General features: G+C 72.2%; 16 protein-coding genes. 7 read left to right on the top strand and 9 right to left on the bottom strand.

Annotation, left to right across the window (positions count from 1 at the left end):
* Nucleotides 1–3: 3 nt before the first annotated feature.
* The 3 genes from F0P95_RS09830 to F0P95_RS09820 form a co-directional block, all read right to left on the bottom strand.
* Nucleotides 4–1,086, bottom strand: a complete 1,083-nt coding sequence (locus F0P95_RS09830) for an efflux RND transporter periplasmic adaptor subunit (RefSeq protein WP_182334023.1) — start codon at nucleotides 1,084–1,086, stop codon at nucleotides 4–6.
* A gap of 251 nt (nucleotides 1,087–1,337) precedes the next feature.
* On the bottom strand, nucleotides 1,338–2,735 hold the full coding sequence (locus tag F0P95_RS09825) for a sensor histidine kinase (protein ID WP_182334021.1): 1,398 nt from the start codon (nucleotides 2,733–2,735) through the stop codon (nucleotides 1,338–1,340).
* On the bottom strand, nucleotides 2,722–3,387 hold the full coding sequence (locus F0P95_RS09820) for a response regulator transcription factor (RefSeq protein WP_182334019.1): 666 nt from the start codon (nucleotides 3,385–3,387) through the stop codon (nucleotides 2,722–2,724). Before F0P95_RS09820 ends, F0P95_RS09825 begins: the two co-directional genes overlap by 14 nt.
* 159 nt (nucleotides 3,388–3,546) lie before the next feature.
* On the opposite strand from F0P95_RS09820, the gene F0P95_RS09815 reads away from it, so the two are divergent.
* Both F0P95_RS09815 and F0P95_RS09810 read left to right on the top strand, forming a co-directional pair.
* Complete coding sequence (locus tag F0P95_RS09815; protein WP_056932105.1) at nucleotides 3,547–4,857, top strand: GGDEF domain-containing response regulator; 1,311 nt, start codon at nucleotides 3,547–3,549, stop codon at nucleotides 4,855–4,857.
* A gap of 87 nt (nucleotides 4,858–4,944) precedes the next feature.
* Entirely contained in the window at nucleotides 4,945–5,406 is a 462-nt protein-coding gene (locus tag F0P95_RS09810) for a bacteriohemerythrin (protein WP_054664537.1), read from the top strand.
* Nucleotides 5,407–5,554: 148 nt separating this feature from the next.
* Here the strand turns inward: F0P95_RS09810 and F0P95_RS09805 are convergent, their stop codons facing one another.
* Nucleotides 5,555–6,835, bottom strand: coding sequence for an MFS transporter (locus F0P95_RS09805; protein ID WP_182336923.1), 1,281 nt, complete (start codon nucleotides 6,833–6,835; stop codon nucleotides 5,555–5,557).
* 349 nt (nucleotides 6,836–7,184) lie between these two features.
* Between F0P95_RS09805 and F0P95_RS09800 the strand changes: the two genes are divergently transcribed.
* Nucleotides 7,185–7,619 carry a PepSY domain-containing protein gene (locus F0P95_RS09800; RefSeq protein WP_182334017.1) on the top strand — a complete coding sequence of 145 codons (435 nt, stop codon included), beginning with the start codon at nucleotides 7,185–7,187 and terminating at the stop codon, nucleotides 7,617–7,619.
* Nucleotides 7,620–7,694: 75 nt separating this feature from the next.
* Here the strand turns inward: F0P95_RS09800 and dapA are convergent, their stop codons facing one another.
* The 3 genes from dapA to F0P95_RS09785 form a co-directional block, all read right to left on the bottom strand.
* Nucleotides 7,695–8,594 carry a 4-hydroxy-tetrahydrodipicolinate synthase gene (gene dapA, locus F0P95_RS09795; RefSeq protein WP_182334014.1) on the bottom strand — a complete coding sequence of 300 codons (900 nt, stop codon included), beginning with the start codon at nucleotides 8,592–8,594 and terminating at the stop codon, nucleotides 7,695–7,697.
* Nucleotides 8,595–8,699: 105 nt separating this feature from the next.
* Nucleotides 8,700–9,056, bottom strand: a complete 357-nt coding sequence (locus F0P95_RS09790) for a GlpM family protein (RefSeq protein WP_054664528.1) — start codon at nucleotides 9,054–9,056, stop codon at nucleotides 8,700–8,702.
* A gap of 54 nt (nucleotides 9,057–9,110) precedes the next feature.
* Nucleotides 9,111–9,470 (bottom strand): DUF1304 domain-containing protein, encoded by a 360-nt coding sequence (locus F0P95_RS09785; RefSeq protein WP_182334013.1) that lies wholly within the window; start codon nucleotides 9,468–9,470, stop codon nucleotides 9,111–9,113.
* 122 nt (nucleotides 9,471–9,592) lie between these two features.
* On the opposite strand from F0P95_RS09785, the gene F0P95_RS09780 reads away from it, so the two are divergent.
* The 4 genes from F0P95_RS09780 (at nucleotide 9,593) to F0P95_RS17725 (ending at nucleotide 13,714) form a co-directional block, all read left to right on the top strand.
* Nucleotides 9,593–10,468, top strand: a complete 876-nt coding sequence (locus tag F0P95_RS09780) for a plasmid replication/partition related protein (protein WP_182334011.1) — start codon at nucleotides 9,593–9,595, stop codon at nucleotides 10,466–10,468.
* Between the two features lie 114 nt (nucleotides 10,469–10,582).
* Nucleotides 10,583–11,656, top strand: coding sequence for a DUF5671 domain-containing protein (locus F0P95_RS09775; RefSeq protein ID WP_182334009.1), 1,074 nt, complete (start codon nucleotides 10,583–10,585; stop codon nucleotides 11,654–11,656).
* Nucleotides 11,657–11,658: 2 nt separating this feature from the next.
* A complete protein-coding gene (locus tag F0P95_RS09770; protein ID WP_182334006.1) occupies nucleotides 11,659–12,942 on the top strand; it encodes a DUF445 domain-containing protein in 1,284 nt (427 codons plus the stop codon).
* Nucleotides 12,943–13,102: 160 nt separating this feature from the next.
* Nucleotides 13,103–13,714: a DUF3325 family protein gene (locus F0P95_RS17725; RefSeq protein ID WP_331252889.1), complete on the top strand. Its 612-nt coding sequence runs from the start codon at nucleotides 13,103–13,105 to the stop codon at nucleotides 13,712–13,714.
* A gap of 85 nt (nucleotides 13,715–13,799) precedes the next feature.
* On the opposite strand, the gene F0P95_RS09760 is transcribed toward F0P95_RS17725, so the two are convergent.
* Together F0P95_RS09760 and F0P95_RS09755 are read right to left on the bottom strand one after the other, a co-directional pair.
* A complete protein-coding gene (locus F0P95_RS09760; protein WP_054664520.1) occupies nucleotides 13,800–14,147 on the bottom strand; it encodes a RidA family protein in 348 nt (115 codons plus the stop codon).
* A gap of 50 nt (nucleotides 14,148–14,197) precedes the next feature.
* Nucleotides 14,198–14,773, bottom strand: a complete 576-nt coding sequence (locus F0P95_RS09755; RefSeq protein WP_182336921.1) for a DUF998 domain-containing protein — start codon at nucleotides 14,771–14,773, stop codon at nucleotides 14,198–14,200.
* Nucleotides 14,774–14,928 lie beyond the last annotated feature (155 nt).

Genomic DNA, 14,928 nt, shown 5'->3' with positions numbered 1-14,928 from the left:
GGCTTACTCCCCGGCGGCCAGCAGCGCCTTCAATGCGCTGGTACCGGCCACCGCCACCGCCGTGCCGGCCGCGAGCGGCCCGCGCACCACCACCTGGGTCGCCGATTCGCCCAGCACCTCGACGGTCACCACCCGGTAGCCGCCAGCCGTGGCGGCGAACACCACGCTGTCGCGTCCCACCCGTGCCAACGCGCCGCGCGGCAGCGCCAGCGCCCCTTGCGGTGCCGGCAGTTCCAGTGTCACCGCCACCGGCTGGCCCGGCACGAGCACGCTGCTGGCCTCGAAGCGTGCGCGCACCGGCACGGTCTGGCTGGCGCCATCGACCGCGCTGCCCACGGCGGTGATCCGGCCGCGCGCATCGGTGCCGTCGATGCGCGCCACCTGCCCGGCCGCCAGGCGCATGCGTGCTGCCGCCGGCGCGCGGATGGCCACGTCCAGCTGCGAGGTATCGGCCACCACGAACGCGGCGGCCATCGCCTCCAGCGCCTGCCCCGGCGCCACCTTGCGTTCGAGCACGCGCCCGGCCAGCGGTGCGCGCAGTTCGTATTCGCCCGGCAGCCCGCCCCTGGCCGCCGGCGCCAGCGCCAGCGCCCGTGCGAACTGCGCCTGGGTGGCCCCGGTCTGCTCCCGCAGCGCGCGGCTGCTCTCGGCACGCGCGGCCGGCACGATGCCCTCGGCCAGCAGGTCGGCATCGCGCCGCGCCTGCCGCGCCGCCAGCCGTGCTTCGCTGGCCGCGCGCCCGGCATCGGCCTCGAGCATCATCCGTTCGCGGCTTTGCACCCGCGCCAGCGGCGCACCGGCGGCGACCTGGCTGCCTTCGACCGCCAGCACCCGGGTCACCGTACCGGCGTACGGCGCGGTCACCACCGCGCTGCGTTCCAGCGCCGGTTCCACCGTCGCCGGCAGGTGTTCGAGCGGAATGCCGGTGGCTGCGACCGCCGCCGCGTTGCGCACGCCCAGTGCGCGCGCCTGCTCGGCCGGCAGGCGGATCGCCGCAGGTGCGGCGGCGGCCACCGCGGCGCAACTGGCCAGCAGCAGCGCCAGGCCGAACGGCAGCGCCGGAAGGAAACGGGTACGGCAGGACATCGAACAACCTCGACGTGGGGGGCGGGGGTGCCGGGAGTCTGCGCGGCGCGGCTTTGGAAACGCTTAAGGCGCTCGAGTGCGAAGCAGTTGCGTTTGCGTCTCCGCAACGGCGGCGATGGCGGGGCCGCGCGCGCACCGCGGCGCCGCCGCGGCGCTGTCTGCGGCGGTACCGGGTGCCCGCAGCCGGCCATGGCCCGTGACCGGATGCAGCCGGCCCGGGAAGACGGAACGCCGGCGTCGGCCCCGCCGCCTCAGGCTTCGGGCAGCGCCGGGAACGGGCCCAGGCGGGCGACGAGGTCGCCGGCGTCGAGCCGGAAGTGCAGTTGCAGCGCCAGCACCCGCGCCAGGGTCCGTGCCAGGGCCAGGCCGAGCCCGCCGTGGGTATCGGGCGCCCGTTCCGGGCGCTTGCGCCAGAAACGTTCGCCCAGTCGCGGCAGGTCGCTGTCATGCAGGTCGGGCGCGGGATTGCGGACCTCGAGCCAGGCGCCCTCCGCCGCCACCCTCACCCCGGCGAGGATGCGGCTGCCGGCCGGCGCGTACTCGACGGCGTTCTGCAGCAGGTTGGCGACGATGCGCTCGAGCAGGGCCGCATCGCTCGACGTCCACCACTCCGCCGCGCCTTCGAGCTGGATGTGCGCACCGGCGGAAGTGGCGCGGGCCAGCACCTGCCGCTGCTGCTCGAGCAGCGCGCGCAGGTCGAGCGGCTCGGGTTGCGGTTCGGCCTGCCCCGATTCGTAGCGCGACAGGGCCAGCAGGCCATCGACGCTGCGCTGCATGCGCTCCACCGCCGCCAGCGATATCGCCAGCGCCGCCGCCGCGCGGCCGGGGTCGCCGCCGCGCAGCGCCAGCTCGGCGCTGGTGCGGATCTCGGCCAGCGGCGTGCGCAGTTCGTGGGCGACGTCGCGCGCGAACCGGCGTTCGCGTTCCAGCGCGTCGTAGAGGCGGCCGAACGCGCTGTCCAGGGCCGCGGCCAGCGGCGCCAGCTCGGACGGCAGCGTCGCGTCGAGCAGCGGCACCTGCGCGGTTTCCGGCGACAGCGACCCCACCCGGCCGCCCAGCCGCAGCAGCGGCCGCAGGCCACGGTTGACCACCACGATCGCCAGCGCCGCCGCGCCCAGCGCCGCCAGCAGGCTGACCAGCAGCAACGACAGGTGGATGCGCCGCTCCAGCACGTCGACATCGGTGCGTTCGATGGCGACGGTGAGCAGCGCCGCGCGCGGGTCGCCGGCCGGGCCCGGGGCCACCTGCTGCGCCACCGCGCGGCCACGGTGGCCGTCGGGAAGCACCAGGTCGTAGTACAGCGGCTCGGCGGCCGGCATCCGCGGGGGGCGTGCCAGCGCCTGCGTGCCGCTGGAGGACGAGCGCGCCAGCACCGCGCCGGTCGTGTCCCAGATGGTGTAAAAATCGGTGTGCCCATGCTCGCGGAACTCCGGCATCAGCGCATCCACCGGGGTGCCGCTGGCGAGCAGCGCGCCGACCGCGCGCGCGCGGTCGAGCAGCTGTGCGTCCAGCCGCGCGTACAGGTGGTGGTCGAGCATCTGGTCCAGCAGCAGGAACAGCACCACCAGCAGGCTGCCCAGCCCCCCGACCAGCGCCACGATCAGGCGCCGCCGGATCGACCTCAGCCAGCGCCGCTCAGACGACCACATAGCCGAACCCGCGGCGGGTCTCGATCAGGCCATCGACGCCGGCACGCGCGAGCTTGGCCCGCAGGGTGCTGACCAGTACCTCGATCACCTTGTCCGAGGCGGTGCTGCTGCCGGCATACAGCCGCTCGAACAGCGCGGTGCGGGTATGCACGCGGCCACGCTCGCGCAGCAGCAGTTCCAGCAGCGCGTATTCCTTGGGCGACAACGCGATCGCCCCGCCCGGGCCGGTCGCCAGGCAGGTGGCGGTATCCACGCCCAGCGCGCCGGCGACCAGCCGCGGCGAGGCATCGTCGAAGCGGCGCCGCGCCAGCGCCTTCAGTCGCGCCAGCAGCTCGTCGAAGGCGAAGGGCTTGACCAGGTAGTCGTCGGCGCCGCGGTTGAGCGCCTCGACCCGATCGCTGACCTGGTCGCGCGCGGACAGCACCAGCACGCGCGTGGCGCGCCGCTGCGCGCGCAGCCCGTCGAGCACCCCGAGCCCGTCGACGCCCGGCAGGGCCAGGTCCAGCACCATCAGGTCATAGTCGTAGTGCGCCAGGAACCCCAGTGCCTGGGTGCCGTCGGCGGCTGCGTCCACCGCATGGCCCTCCGCGGCCAGGGCAAGGGCCAGGCTCTCGCGCAGGGCGGTGGAATCCTCGACAAGCAACAACCGCATGGGGCAGACGGCATCAGCAGAGACGGCGGCATCATGCCCTGTCTGCACGGCCAATGCACCGCGGGCCTGTCATCGCGGCGTCGCCGGGGCCGGGTTAAAGTCCGCCGCGCCGCCGCCGCTAACTGGATGCGACGACCCGCCACCGGATCCCCCCCACCCATGACAGTGTCGCCGCCGGCCGGCTTCGACAGCCGACCGATCACTCCCCTGCCCCAGCGCATCCTGCTGGTCGAGAACTCGCGTACGTTCACCACGATGCTGCGCGAGGCCATCGAGCAGCGCCTGGAGCTGCCGGTCAGCGTGGCCTCCTCGCTGGCCGAGGCCGGCGCCCTGCTCGACGCCGAGGACGACTGGTTCCTGGTGCTGACCGGGCTGGTGCTTTCCGACGGCGACCGCGACGGCGTGGTGGCCTATTTCGTCGAACGCGGGCTGCCGACCATCGTGGTCAGCAGCGTCTACGACGAGGACCTGCGCCGGCGCGTGCTGCAGCAGGACATCATCGACTACGTACTGAAGAACACGCCCGGCAGCCTGGACTACCTGGTGTGGCTGGTGCAGCGGCTGGAACGCAACCGCCGCATCTCGGCGCTGGTGGTGGACGACTCGCCCTCGGCGCGCGGCTATGCCGCCTCGCTGCTGGCCATGTACGGCTACCGGGTCGCCGAGGCCGGCGACGGCCAGGCCGCGCTGCAGGCGCTGGAAGCCGACCCGGCGATCCGCCTGGCCATCGTCGACCAGGAAATGCCGGGGATGGATGGCGTCGAACTGACCCGGCGCCTGCGCGCCCTGCGCGCGCGCGACCGGGTGGCGGTGATCGGCATCTCCGGCAACTCCGACCCCTCGCTGATCCCGCGCTTCCTCAAGAACGGCGCCAACGACTTCCTGCGCAAGCCATTCTCGCGCGAGGAATTCTTCTGCCGGGTCTCGCAGAACGTCGACCAGCTGGAGCTGATCGGCACGCTGCAGGACCTGGCCACCCGCGACTTCCTCACCGGCCTGCCCAACCGCCGCAGCTTCCTGGAGCGCAGCCAGCGCCAGCTCGAGCGGCATGGCGCCGAGGCCGGCAGCGTCGCGGTGGCCATGGTCGACATCGACCATTTCAAGCACATCAACGACAGCCTCGGCCACGAGGCCGGGGACCAGGCGCTGCGCGCCGTGGCCGGGGTCCTGCACGCCCACACCCGGCCGCAGGACCTCAGCGCCCGCTTTGGCGGCGAGGAGTTCTGCCTGCTGGTCACCGCCCCGGACGAGGACGCCTGCACCCGCCACTTCGAGCAGTTGCGCGCGGCCGTGGCCGCCCTGGAACTGAGCCTGGGTGGCAGCACGCTGCGCATGACCGTCAGCATCGGCGTATGCCGCATGCCGGCGCGCAACTGCACCCTGCACGCGCTGATCGCCGAGGCCGACCGCCAGCTCTACCTGGCCAAGGCCGGCGGCCGCAACCGCGTCCATGGCGTGACCCTGAACTGACCGCCGGCGGGCTTTGATCCAGATCAACGCGCCGCGCCGCCGCCCTGCCTAGAGTGCGCCCGACAGCATCTACTTGGAGAAGCGGCGGTGGCACTTTTGGTCTGGCAGGACGATCTCAACACGGGCGTGGAGGTCATCGACCACCAGCACATGCGCATCGTGGAGATGCTCAACCACCTGCATGTGACCCAGAAGAGCATGGAGCGGGTCGCCGTGGGCGAGGTGATCGACGAGCTGATCGACTACACGCTGTCGCACTTCGCCTTCGAGGAAGAGCTCATGGAGGAGGCGGGCTACCCGTTCTGCGCCGCGCACAAGCGCGTGCACGAGGTCTTCATCAAGCGCGTCTCCGAGTACCGCATGCGCTTCGAGTCCGGCGAGGACATCACCGACGACCTGCGCAACATGCTCTCGCGCTGGCTGTTCAACCACATCCGCGGCGACGACAAGGCCTACGCCGAGCACGTCAAGCGCCACCTCAACAAGTTCGCCCGCGAACACGAGGAAGGCGGCTGGCTCGGACGCACCCTCAAGCGCCTGTTCCGCTGAGCGCACCGGGAGCCCGCCGGCGCCGCGCGGCGCATGGCGGCAGGCCTTGCACCATGGAACCGCCGGGAACGATGCCCGGCACCCGGCCATCGACGGCCGATGGCCGCCAAGGATGGCGGCCCCCCTTGCCCGCCACGCGCGGGACGGATCAGCGCCGCGCCGCGGCGCGGCGCTGGATCGCCCACAACGCCAGCGCGGTGGCCAGCGCGGTGACGCACAGGTAACCGCCGACCGCACCGACCCCGAACCTGCCCGCCAGCCAGGTGGCCGCATACGGCGCCGGCGCGGCGCCGAGGATGCCGGCCAGGTTGAACGACAGCGACGCGCCGGTGTACCGCACCTGCACCGGATAGAGGCTGGCCAGCATGGTGCCGCAGGGGCCGTAGGTCAGGCCCATCAGGAACAGGCCCAGCGACAGGAACCCCAGCACCTGCCACGGGTGCGCGGCCTGGAACAGCGGCTTGAACAGCAGGCCGAACACGAAGATCGCCAGCGTCGCCCACAGCATCGTGCGGATCGTGCCGTGGCGGTCGCCGTGCAGCGCCGCGAGCGGGATGCCGGCGGCGAAGAACAGGATGCCGACCATCTGCAGCAGCAGGAACTGCTCGCGGCCGTAGCCCAGCACCGACGTGCCATAGCCGAGGGTGAACACCGTCATCAGATAGAACAGCACGAAGGTCGCGAACGCCGCCAGGGTCCCGGCCACCAGCGCGAAGCCATGGCCGGCGATCACCTCGCGCATCGGCAGGCGCACCCGCTGCCCATGCGCGACCGCACGGCGGAAATCCGGGGTCTCGTGGATGTTCAGGCGCACCCACAGGCCGACGATCACCAGCAGCGCGCTGGCCAGGAACGGCACGCGCCAGCCCCAGGCCAGGAACGCGGCATCGTCCATCAGCCGGCCCAGCAGCAGGAAGATCCCGGCCGACATCAGGAAGCCCAGCGGCGCGCCCAGTTGCGGGAACATGCCGTACCAGGCGCGCTTGCCCGGCGGCGCGTTCTCGGTGGCCAGCAACACCGCCCCGCCCCATTCGCCGCCCAGGCCCAGGCCCTGGCCGAACCGGCACAGCGCCAGCAGCGCCGGGGCCAGCAGGCCGATGCCGGCATAAGTGGGCAACAGGCCGATGGCGACCGTCGACAGGCCCATCGTCAGCAGCGCCGCCACCAGCGTGGCCTTGCGCCCGATGCGGTCGCCGTAGTGCCCGAACAGCGCCGAACCGACCGGCCGCGCGATGAACGCCACCGCGAACGTCGCCAGCGACTGCAGCAGCGCCGCATTGGGGCTGGCCTCGGGAAAGAACAGCTTCGGGAACACCAGTACCGCCGCGGTGGCGTAGATGTAGAAGTCGAAGAACTCGATGGTGGTGCCGACCAGGCTGGCGGCGAGCACACGGCGTGGGGAGTTGGCGGAAGTCGCGGTGGAGGGCATGGGCGCCATGGCCGGGGGATACCCGCGCAGTCTGCCACGCGCCATGCGCCGCCCGCCGGCCGGTTGCGGACGACACCATCGTCCAGCCGCGGCGTGCCGCCTGCTCCCGGGCTGCAGGGCGACGCCCGCTGGCCGTCGCGGTCCCATGCCGGCCTGGAGGCGGGCGCGTTGACGCCCTGGCCACAGCCGCCGAACGGAAAGCGAACTTCGTTTTGCCGCGCCCTCCACCTCGGTTAACCGCGGCGCAGCGGCGACGCGCGCCACGGCGCCGGTTCACGGCCGCGTACACGATGGCTCCGCTAGGTTCGGTCATGCGCACATCCAAGCGCCGATACGACAGGAGCACCCCATGAACAATCGACCGCTGCATACCGCCCTCTTCGCCGCCGCGCTGGCCCTGGCCGGCACCGGCGCCGCCCAGGCCCAGGACGCGCTCACCGCGCCGCAGGTGCGCGCGCAGCTGGAGGCGCAGGGCTATACCAAGGTCGAGGACCTGGAGTTCAAGGACGGCATGTGGAAGGCCGATGCCACCAGTGCCAACGGCAAGCGCGTAGACGTGCGCCTGGACCCGCGCACCGGCAACGTGTACCCGGACAAGCCGGTGTCGGCGCTGGGCGAGGCCGATATCCGCGCCCAGCTGTCCGCCGCCGGCTACAGCGGCGTGCATGACGTCAAGCTCGACGACGGCCTGTGGAAGGCCAAGGGCACCACCGCCGCGGGCGAGAAAGTGAAGGTCCGGCTGGACCCGACGACGGGCGAAGTGATCGCGCTGGAAAAGGACTGAACGCCGTCGCGGTGCCGGCGGCATGAGCGCCGGCGATGACCCGGTCCGGGCCGGCCCGTGCGGCCCGGGCCGCGCTCAGCCCAGCAGACCGGCCTCGCGCAGCGCCGCTTCCACTTTGGGCTGGTTGCCCGGCTCCAGTTCGGTCATCGGCAGGCGCAGGGTGCCGCCACACAGGCCCAGGCGCTGCATCGCCCACTTCACCGGGATCGGATTGGCTTCGACGAACAGCTGCCTGTGCAGCGGCAGCAGCCGCTGCTGGATCGCCATGGCCGCCTGCACCTGGCCGGCCATCGCCGCCAGGCACAGCGCGCGCATCAGCCGCGGCGCCACGTTGGCGGTGACGCTCACGTTGCCGTGGCCACCGCAGAACATCAGCGCCACCGCGGTGGCGTCGTCGCCCGAGTACACCGCGAACCCGTCCGGCACCTCGCGGATCAGCCATTGCGCGCGTTCCAGGTTGCCGGTGGCTTCCTTGATCCCGACCACGCCCGGCACCTGCGCCAGCCGCAGCACGGTGTCGTGCTGCAGGTCGGCCACGCTGCGCCCGGGCACGTTGTAGAGCACGATCGGCAGGTCGCCGGTGGCCTCGGCGATGGCACGGAAATGGCGGTACTGCCCTTCCTGGCCGGGCTTGTTGTAGTACGGCACCACCTGCAGCTGGCTGTCGGCGCCCACTTCCCGCGCGTACCGCGCCAGGGCGATGGCCTCGGCGGTGGAATTGCCGCCGCATCCGGCCATCACCGGCACCCGTCCGGCGGCCTGTTCCACCGCCACGCGGATGATCTCGCAATGCTCTTCCACGTCCACGGTGGGCGACTCGCCGGTGGTACCGACCACGCCGATGCAGTCCGTGCCCTCGGCCACGTGCCAGTCCACCAGCCTGCGCAGCGCCGCATAGTCCACGCTGCCGTCTTCGTGCATGGGCGTGACGAGCGCGACGATGCTGCCGCGGAGGAGGACGTGGGAGGATGTCATCGCGGTATCCGGAAGGCGTTCGGGGGAACCCGGATTCTAATCGCGAAGCGGCGCCCGCCGCCTTCCACGCCCGCAATGGTTTCAACCGGCAGTAAACCGGCGCGCTCAGGCTCCCGCGGCGGCGGGATGCAGCCGTGCCCACAGCACGATCATCGCCAGCGCCATGAGCACCCAGACCGCCGTGGCCACGCCCAGGGTCACCGCCAGCGGCCAGCGCACGCTGCCGAAATACACCGCCACCAGGTAGCCGGCATAGGGGAACAGCGACCACAGCCCGAACAGCGCGGTTTTCTGCAGGTCGGCGCCGGAGCGCTGGCTGCCGACGATGTAGTGGGCGATCAGCGCGAAAGTGGGAAACAGCGGCACCAGGCCGGCGATGAAGAAACTCTTCGACCTGGCCAGCAGCGCGATCAGCAGCACCGCCAGGGCGCCCAGCAGCGATTTCAGGAACAGGGGAATCATCAGGTCGTCGAGGTGGCTGTGCGGGGAAAAGCGGGCGCCCTGCCCCGGCGCCGGCTAGCGGGCCGCCAGGACCAGCGCCAGCGCGATGGCGGCCGGCAGCGCCTGCACGAACAGGATCCTGCGGCTGGCGGTAGCGGCGCCGTAGAGGCCGGCCACGAGCACGCAGGCCAGGAAGAACATCCGCACGGGGTATCCGGCCGGGCCCAACAGCAGGGCGTAGACCAGGCCGGCGGCCAGGAAGCCGTTGTAGAGCCCCTGGTTCGCCGCCAGGACCCGGGTCTGCTCGGCGAACTCCCGGGTCAGGCCAAAGGCCCTGCGCCCTGCCGGCCTCGTCCACAGGAACATCTCCAGGACGAGGATCCAGGCATGGATCAGCGCAACCACGGCGGTCGCGATATCGGCGATGAGGAGCATGACCGCCTCGTGCAGTCGCGGCAGGCGAGCATGATCGACTTCCCGCAGGCCGGCAAGCACCGCGGCCGTGCCGTCCCCGGCCTCACTTACAATGCCGCCCCCCTCGTTCCACCGGCATGCGCATGGACATCATCGTCAACGAAGAACTCAAGGCCTACATCGATCCGCTGACCCCGGACGAGCACGACGCGCTGGAGCGCAGCCTGCTGGCCGAGGGGTGCCGCGACGCGCTGGTGCTGTGGGGCGACGTGCTGGTCGACGGCCACAACCGCTACGGCATCTGCCGCAAGCACGGCATCCCGTTCCAGACGGTGCAGAACACCCGCTTCCAGTCGATGCAGGACGTGCACCTGTGGATGATCGAGCAGCACCTGGGCCGGCGCAGCGTGTCCGACTTCCAGCGCGGCGTGCTGGCCCTGCGCAAGCGCGCGATCGTCGAGGCCCGGCACCGCGCCGAGCAGGAACAACTGCGCCGGGAGAGCGAGGGCGAAGCGCCGCTGGCGGCCGCCGACGGTCCGGCCGATGCCGACCTGCCGCCATGGGAGCCGGCGCCGAAACTGTCCAAGGCCGAAATCGCCCGCGAAGCCAAGCTCAGTGCCAGCCAGGTGACGCTGATCGAGAAGATCAGCGCGCAGGCCGCGCAGGAGGTGATCGAAGCGGTCAAGGCCGGCGAGATCTCGCTCAGCGCCGCGGCGGTGGTCGCCAGCCTGCCGGAAGCGGAACAGCGCGCGGCCGCCCAGGGCGGCAAGGACCAGCTGAAGGAAGCCGCCCGGCGCGTGCGCGAATCGCGCCGCAAGCCCAGGGCGGCGGCCGGGCCGGATACCGCGCAGACGCCGCCGGCCGTGCCCGCGCAGGCCGACGGCGACGCGCCCGAAGTGGACGCCCTGCGCCAGCGCGTGGCCTCGCTGACCGCGGAAAACCAGGCCTTGCGCATGGAGTTGGAAGCGCTGCGCGCGCGCCTGGCCAGCACCGCCACGGCGGAAGCCACCGAGGCCTGAGCGCCCGCGCGGTGACACCCGGCGCGCTTCCGCCAGGGCGCCGGCGGCCCGCCGTGGAATTGCAAGACGGCCGGCGACGCGGTCACCATGCGCCTGTCCCCACAGGAGTCGGCCATGGCCTCGGCATCCCCTGAACTGGAGCAGTTCGTCCGCGACGCGCTGATGCGCGGCCACGACCGCGAGCAGGTGCGCCAGGCCCTGCTGGCCGCCGGCTGGAGCGCCGAGCAGATACGCGGCGTGCTGGAGGGCTGGGCCGAAGTGGGTTTCGCGCTGCCGGTGCCGCGCCCGCGCGCCTCGCTGTCGGCGCGCGAAGCCTTCCTCTACCTGGTGCTGTTCAGCACCCTGTACTTCTTCGCCTGGAACCTGGGCAGCCTGGTGTTCGCCCTGCTCGAGCACGCCCTGCCCGACCCGGCCGACGCGCAGTGGCAGGTGGCGCGGCTGACCGGTTCGATCCACTGGTCGATCTCGGCGCTGGTCATCGCCTTCCCGGTGTTCGCCTTCCTTGCCCGCCACCTTGCCCACGACGTGGCGCGCAATCCGATCAAGCGCCTGTCGCCGGTCCGCCGCTGGCTGACCTACCTGACCCTGTTCGTCGCCGCCAGCGTGCTCATCGGCGACCTGACCACGCTGGTGTTCAACCTGCTCGGCGGCGAACTGAGCCTGCGCTTCGTGCTCAAGGTCGCGGTGGTGGCGGCGATCGCCGGCACCGTGTTCGGGCACTACCTGCGCGACCTGCGCCGCGAGGAAGTCGCTGACGGCGGCCACGCCGGCTCCGGTCGCGGCGTGCTGTGGGCGACCGGCGTCGCCACGGTGCTGGCGGTCGCTGCCGGCGTATGGACCATGGACTCGCCGATGCAGCAGCGGCAGCTGCGGCTGGACGAAGCCCGCATCGGCGACCTGCAGGCCCTGGAGTCGGCCATTGCCGTATGGCGCGGCGAGCACGACGCGCTGCCGCCCGACATGGACGCGCTGGCCGCGCAGCCGGGCGTCAACCTGCCGCGGCGCGATCCGGCCGGCGGCGCGGATTACCGCTACCGCCGCATCGACGACAGCCACTACGAACTGTGCGCGGACTTCGCCACCGACAGCGGCCAGCGCCGCGCGCGCTGGCGCCTGCCGCAGGCCGGGCAATGGGCGCATCCGGCCGGACCGCACTGCTTCCGCCGCAGCGCGGGCGACAAGGATTGAGCGTGGCGCCGGCCGATCCGCGCCGCGCCCAGCTGCGCCGGCTCAAGCTGTACGCGCTGGCGATGCTGCTGGCGATGCTGGCCGGCTTCGTCCTCAGCCACCTCAATGGCGGGCACGGCGCCTGGGCATGGGTCGGCGCGTTCTGCGAGGCGGCCATGGTCGGCGCATTGGCCGACTGGTTCGCGGTGGTGGCGCTGTTCCGCCGCCCGTTGAACCTGCCCATCCCGCATACCGCCATCATCCCGCGCAGCAAGGCGCGCATCGCCGACAGCCTGGCGCTGTTCGTGCGCGACCACTTCCTCGAGCCGGAGGCGTTGCTGGCCAAGCTGAAGGTCTTCGACCCGGCCACGCGCCTGGGCCACTGGCTGGCGCAGCCGCAGCAGGCGCGGATGCTGTCCGGCATGGCACGCGGCTGGGCACTGCAGGCGCTGGACCTGCTGGATGAATCGGCCGTGCGCCGGGCCATCCAGGGCTTCGTGGTCGAACAGCTGCGGCAATGGAACGCCGCGGCCACCGCCGGCGACCTGCTCGGCCTGCTGACCGCCGACGACCGCCACCAGCGGGTGCTGGACGAGGGCCTGACCCGCATCGCCGGCTGGCTCGACAGCGACACCGTGCGCCAGCGCGCCTCGGCGCTGATCGTGCGCTACATCCGCAAGGAATGGCCGAAGCTGGCCAGCACCGTGGACTGGGTCAAACCGATCGACGAGATCGGCGATTCGCTCGCCGAGCGCATGGCCCGCGCCGGGCTGGACGAACTGCAGGCGATCCTGTCCGAACCCGGGCATCCGCTGCGCCAGGACTACGCACGCTGGCTGGGCGGCTACCTGCAGCGGCTGCGCGACGATCCGGCACTGGCCGCGCGGGTGGACGCGCTCAAGCAGCAGGTGATCGACCACCCGGCCGTGCAGGACTACGTGCAGGGCCTGTGGCAGCGCATCCACCAGCAGTTGCGCGACGACTTGTCGCGCGAGGAGTCGGTGCTGGCCGCGCACCTGGAACGCAACCTCGGCAAGCTCGGCGCCACCATCGGCCGCGACCCGGCGCTGCGCGATGCGCTCAACCAGCACATGCTGGCCGGTGCCGAACGGCTCACCACGCGCCTGCGCAGCGGCGTGACCACGCATATCGCGCAGACGCTCAAGGCCTGGGACGAGCGCAAGCTGGTCGAGCAGCTGGAACTCAGCGTGGGTCGCGACCTGCAGTACATCCGCTTCAACGGCACCCTGGTTGGCGGCCTGATCGGCCTGCTGCTGCATGCGCTGACCGTCTGGCTGCGCTTCTGATCCCGGCCGGCGCCGCGATGCGCCGGGCACGCCCCGCATCGCGCGACCTCCTGCCCGCTCAATTGAAAATGGCGGCCGTTGATAAGCAGGCAGTGCGCCCTGCGCGGTGCGATGCATCGCATCCCTCGCCGTCCGTCCCGTATACCCCCGAGTCAAGCCGATGCGATACGGCGCCCGGTGCATCGTGGCGTGCATGCGGGCCGGCGTCGCGAGAGCCGACGTACCGCACGCGGTCAACGCAGGGCGTGGCGCGCTGCCGTGGGCGATCCCCCGCCTCCTGGCGGGCCACCCGGAACCCCCGAAGCAGTCCCCACGCCTGCTTCCGTGCCCATGGCCCGCGCTGCCGGCCATCGCCGACCTGCTGCGCCTGGCGCATGCGGCACGGGCAACCACCGCCCAGCGCGGCGGGAAGGAAACGCCGGCGACACAACGCCGGCGCAGAGGCCAGCGCATGATGGTCCAGGCCCTCGGCCTGTCGTTCCCGGCATTCGCCACGCTGTCGCTGGCGATGGAAAAACACCAGCAGGACCTATACGGCAAGGCTGCCGCGAGCCCGGCGCGCAGGCGGCTGTGGCGTCGGCTGGGCGATGCCGGCCGTGGGCGCCGGCCTGTGCGTATGCGCGCAGGGCTGGGTGCTGGGGCCAATCTGGCTCGGCGCGCGGATCGCTGCCGGACGGGTGCTGGCCCTCGCGCTCCATCCATGCCGTCCACGCGGGGGGGGCCGCTGGCGTGGACGCTGGCGCTCGCCGGACGGCGGGGCGCGCTGGGCTGACGGCAGCGACGCATGCGCGGCGATGCCAGGCGATGGGCGCTGCCCCGTTCCCGGATCGGCGACCCGGGAACGGCACCCGCCGCGCTTACGGCACGGCCGCGGTGACCACGATCTCGATCTTCCACGCCGGGTTGGCGAGCTTGGCCTGCACCGTGGCGCGCGCGGGCGTGGCGCCTTCCGGCACCCACTTGTCCCAGGCCTGGTTCATGCCCGCGAAATCGGCCATGTCGGCCAGGAAGATCTCCGCGCGCAGGATGTGGCGCTTGTCGGTCGGCGCCAGCCGCAGCAGGTCGTCGATGGCCTGCAGCACCTGCTCGGTCTGGCCGACGATGTCGGCGCTGGTGTCTTCGGGCACCTGCCCGGCCAGGTACGCCACGCCGTGGTAGATGGTCATTTCCGACATGCGCGGACCGGTATCGAAACGCTCGATCATGGGTTTTCCCGTGGGTGGATGTAGGCCCATTGTGCCCGCAACCGATGGTTTCAGCGGTGACGTCGCGGTTGCCGCCACAACTGCAGGGCGGCCAGCGCCAGCCATCCGACCACCAGCGCGATCACCGCCTTCTGTCCCAGCCCGCGCGGCGTGTCGCGCCACAGCACGTGCAGCCACAGGCCACCGAACGCCAGCCACGCCCACCACCACGCAAGCCGGTGGACGCCGCGCCATCGGCGGTCGCGGCCGAAGCACCAGGCCTGCAGCAGCATCGCGGTGGTGACGCAGAGAAATGCGGTCTGCGCAGCCAGCGCATGCACCAGCGGCGCCAGCACCGGTGCGCGCTGCGGCAGCCAGCTGTCGCCCACGGCCACCGTGGCCAGGCCGATGCCGGCGGCGCAGAACAGGGCCAGCGGCAGGCCGCGCCGTGCCGCGCCATGCGCCTGCGCGTACAGCGCGATGGCCAGCGCCACGATCGCCGCGGCCAGCACGCAGTAGGCGCTGCGCAGCCACAACCCGTGCGGGCCGTGCAGGTACAGGCTGAGCGTGGCGCGCGTCCAGTCCAGGTCGGTGCGCGCGAACTGCAGCCAGGCGGCGGTAGCGGCGAACAGCAGCAGCGCCGCCAGCACCAGCAGGGCAGCCCGGTGCGCGCGATCACGGCGCGGGCGGTGGCGGGAAACGGCCAGGGCAGGTTCCTTGCGAATGGGCAGGGCGCCAGCTTAGCCGCGTGCCCCACCCGTCCGCCGGCTGAAGGCCGCGCGCCCGCTTGCCAGCATCGTCA

Source organism: Stenotrophomonas acidaminiphila (genome assembly GCF_014109845.1).
Lineage (GTDB): Bacteria > Pseudomonadota > Gammaproteobacteria > Xanthomonadales > Xanthomonadaceae > Stenotrophomonas > Stenotrophomonas acidaminiphila.
This window is presented reverse-complemented; position numbering and strand designations above follow the sequence as displayed.

Coding starts and splice junctions, on each gene's coding strand:
- F0P95_RS09760 (WP_054664520.1), bottom strand. CDS start 14,147: ATGATCGAGCGTTTCGATACCGGTCCGCGCATGTCGGAAATGACCATC.
- F0P95_RS09780 (WP_182334011.1), top strand. CDS start 9,593: ATGGACATCATCGTCAACGAAGAACTCAAGGCCTACATCGATCCGCTG.
- F0P95_RS09775 (WP_182334009.1), top strand. CDS start 10,583: ATGGCCTCGGCATCCCCTGAACTGGAGCAGTTCGTCCGCGACGCGCTG.
- F0P95_RS09830 (WP_182334023.1), bottom strand. CDS start 1,086: ATGTCCTGCCGTACCCGTTTCCTTCCGGCGCTGCCGTTCGGCCTGGCG.
- F0P95_RS09800 (WP_182334017.1), top strand. CDS start 7,185: ATGAACAATCGACCGCTGCATACCGCCCTCTTCGCCGCCGCGCTGGCC.
- F0P95_RS09805 (WP_182336923.1), bottom strand. CDS start 6,835: ATGCCCTCCACCGCGACTTCCGCCAACTCCCCACGCCGTGTGCTCGCC.
- dapA (WP_182334014.1), bottom strand. CDS start 8,594: ATGACATCCTCCCACGTCCTCCTCCGCGGCAGCATCGTCGCGCTCGTC.
- F0P95_RS17725 (WP_331252889.1), top strand. CDS start 13,103: ATGCGATACGGCGCCCGGTGCATCGTGGCGTGCATGCGGGCCGGCGTC.
- F0P95_RS09825 (WP_182334021.1), bottom strand. CDS start 2,735: ATGTGGTCGTCTGAGCGGCGCTGGCTGAGGTCGATCCGGCGGCGCCTG.
- F0P95_RS09785 (WP_182334013.1), bottom strand. CDS start 9,470: ATGCTCCTCATCGCCGATATCGCGACCGCCGTGGTTGCGCTGATCCAT.
- F0P95_RS09790 (WP_054664528.1), bottom strand. CDS start 9,056: ATGATTCCCCTGTTCCTGAAATCGCTGCTGGGCGCCCTGGCGGTGCTG.
- F0P95_RS09820 (WP_182334019.1), bottom strand. CDS start 3,387: ATGCGGTTGTTGCTTGTCGAGGATTCCACCGCCCTGCGCGAGAGCCTG.
- F0P95_RS09815 (WP_056932105.1), top strand. CDS start 3,547: ATGACAGTGTCGCCGCCGGCCGGCTTCGACAGCCGACCGATCACTCCC.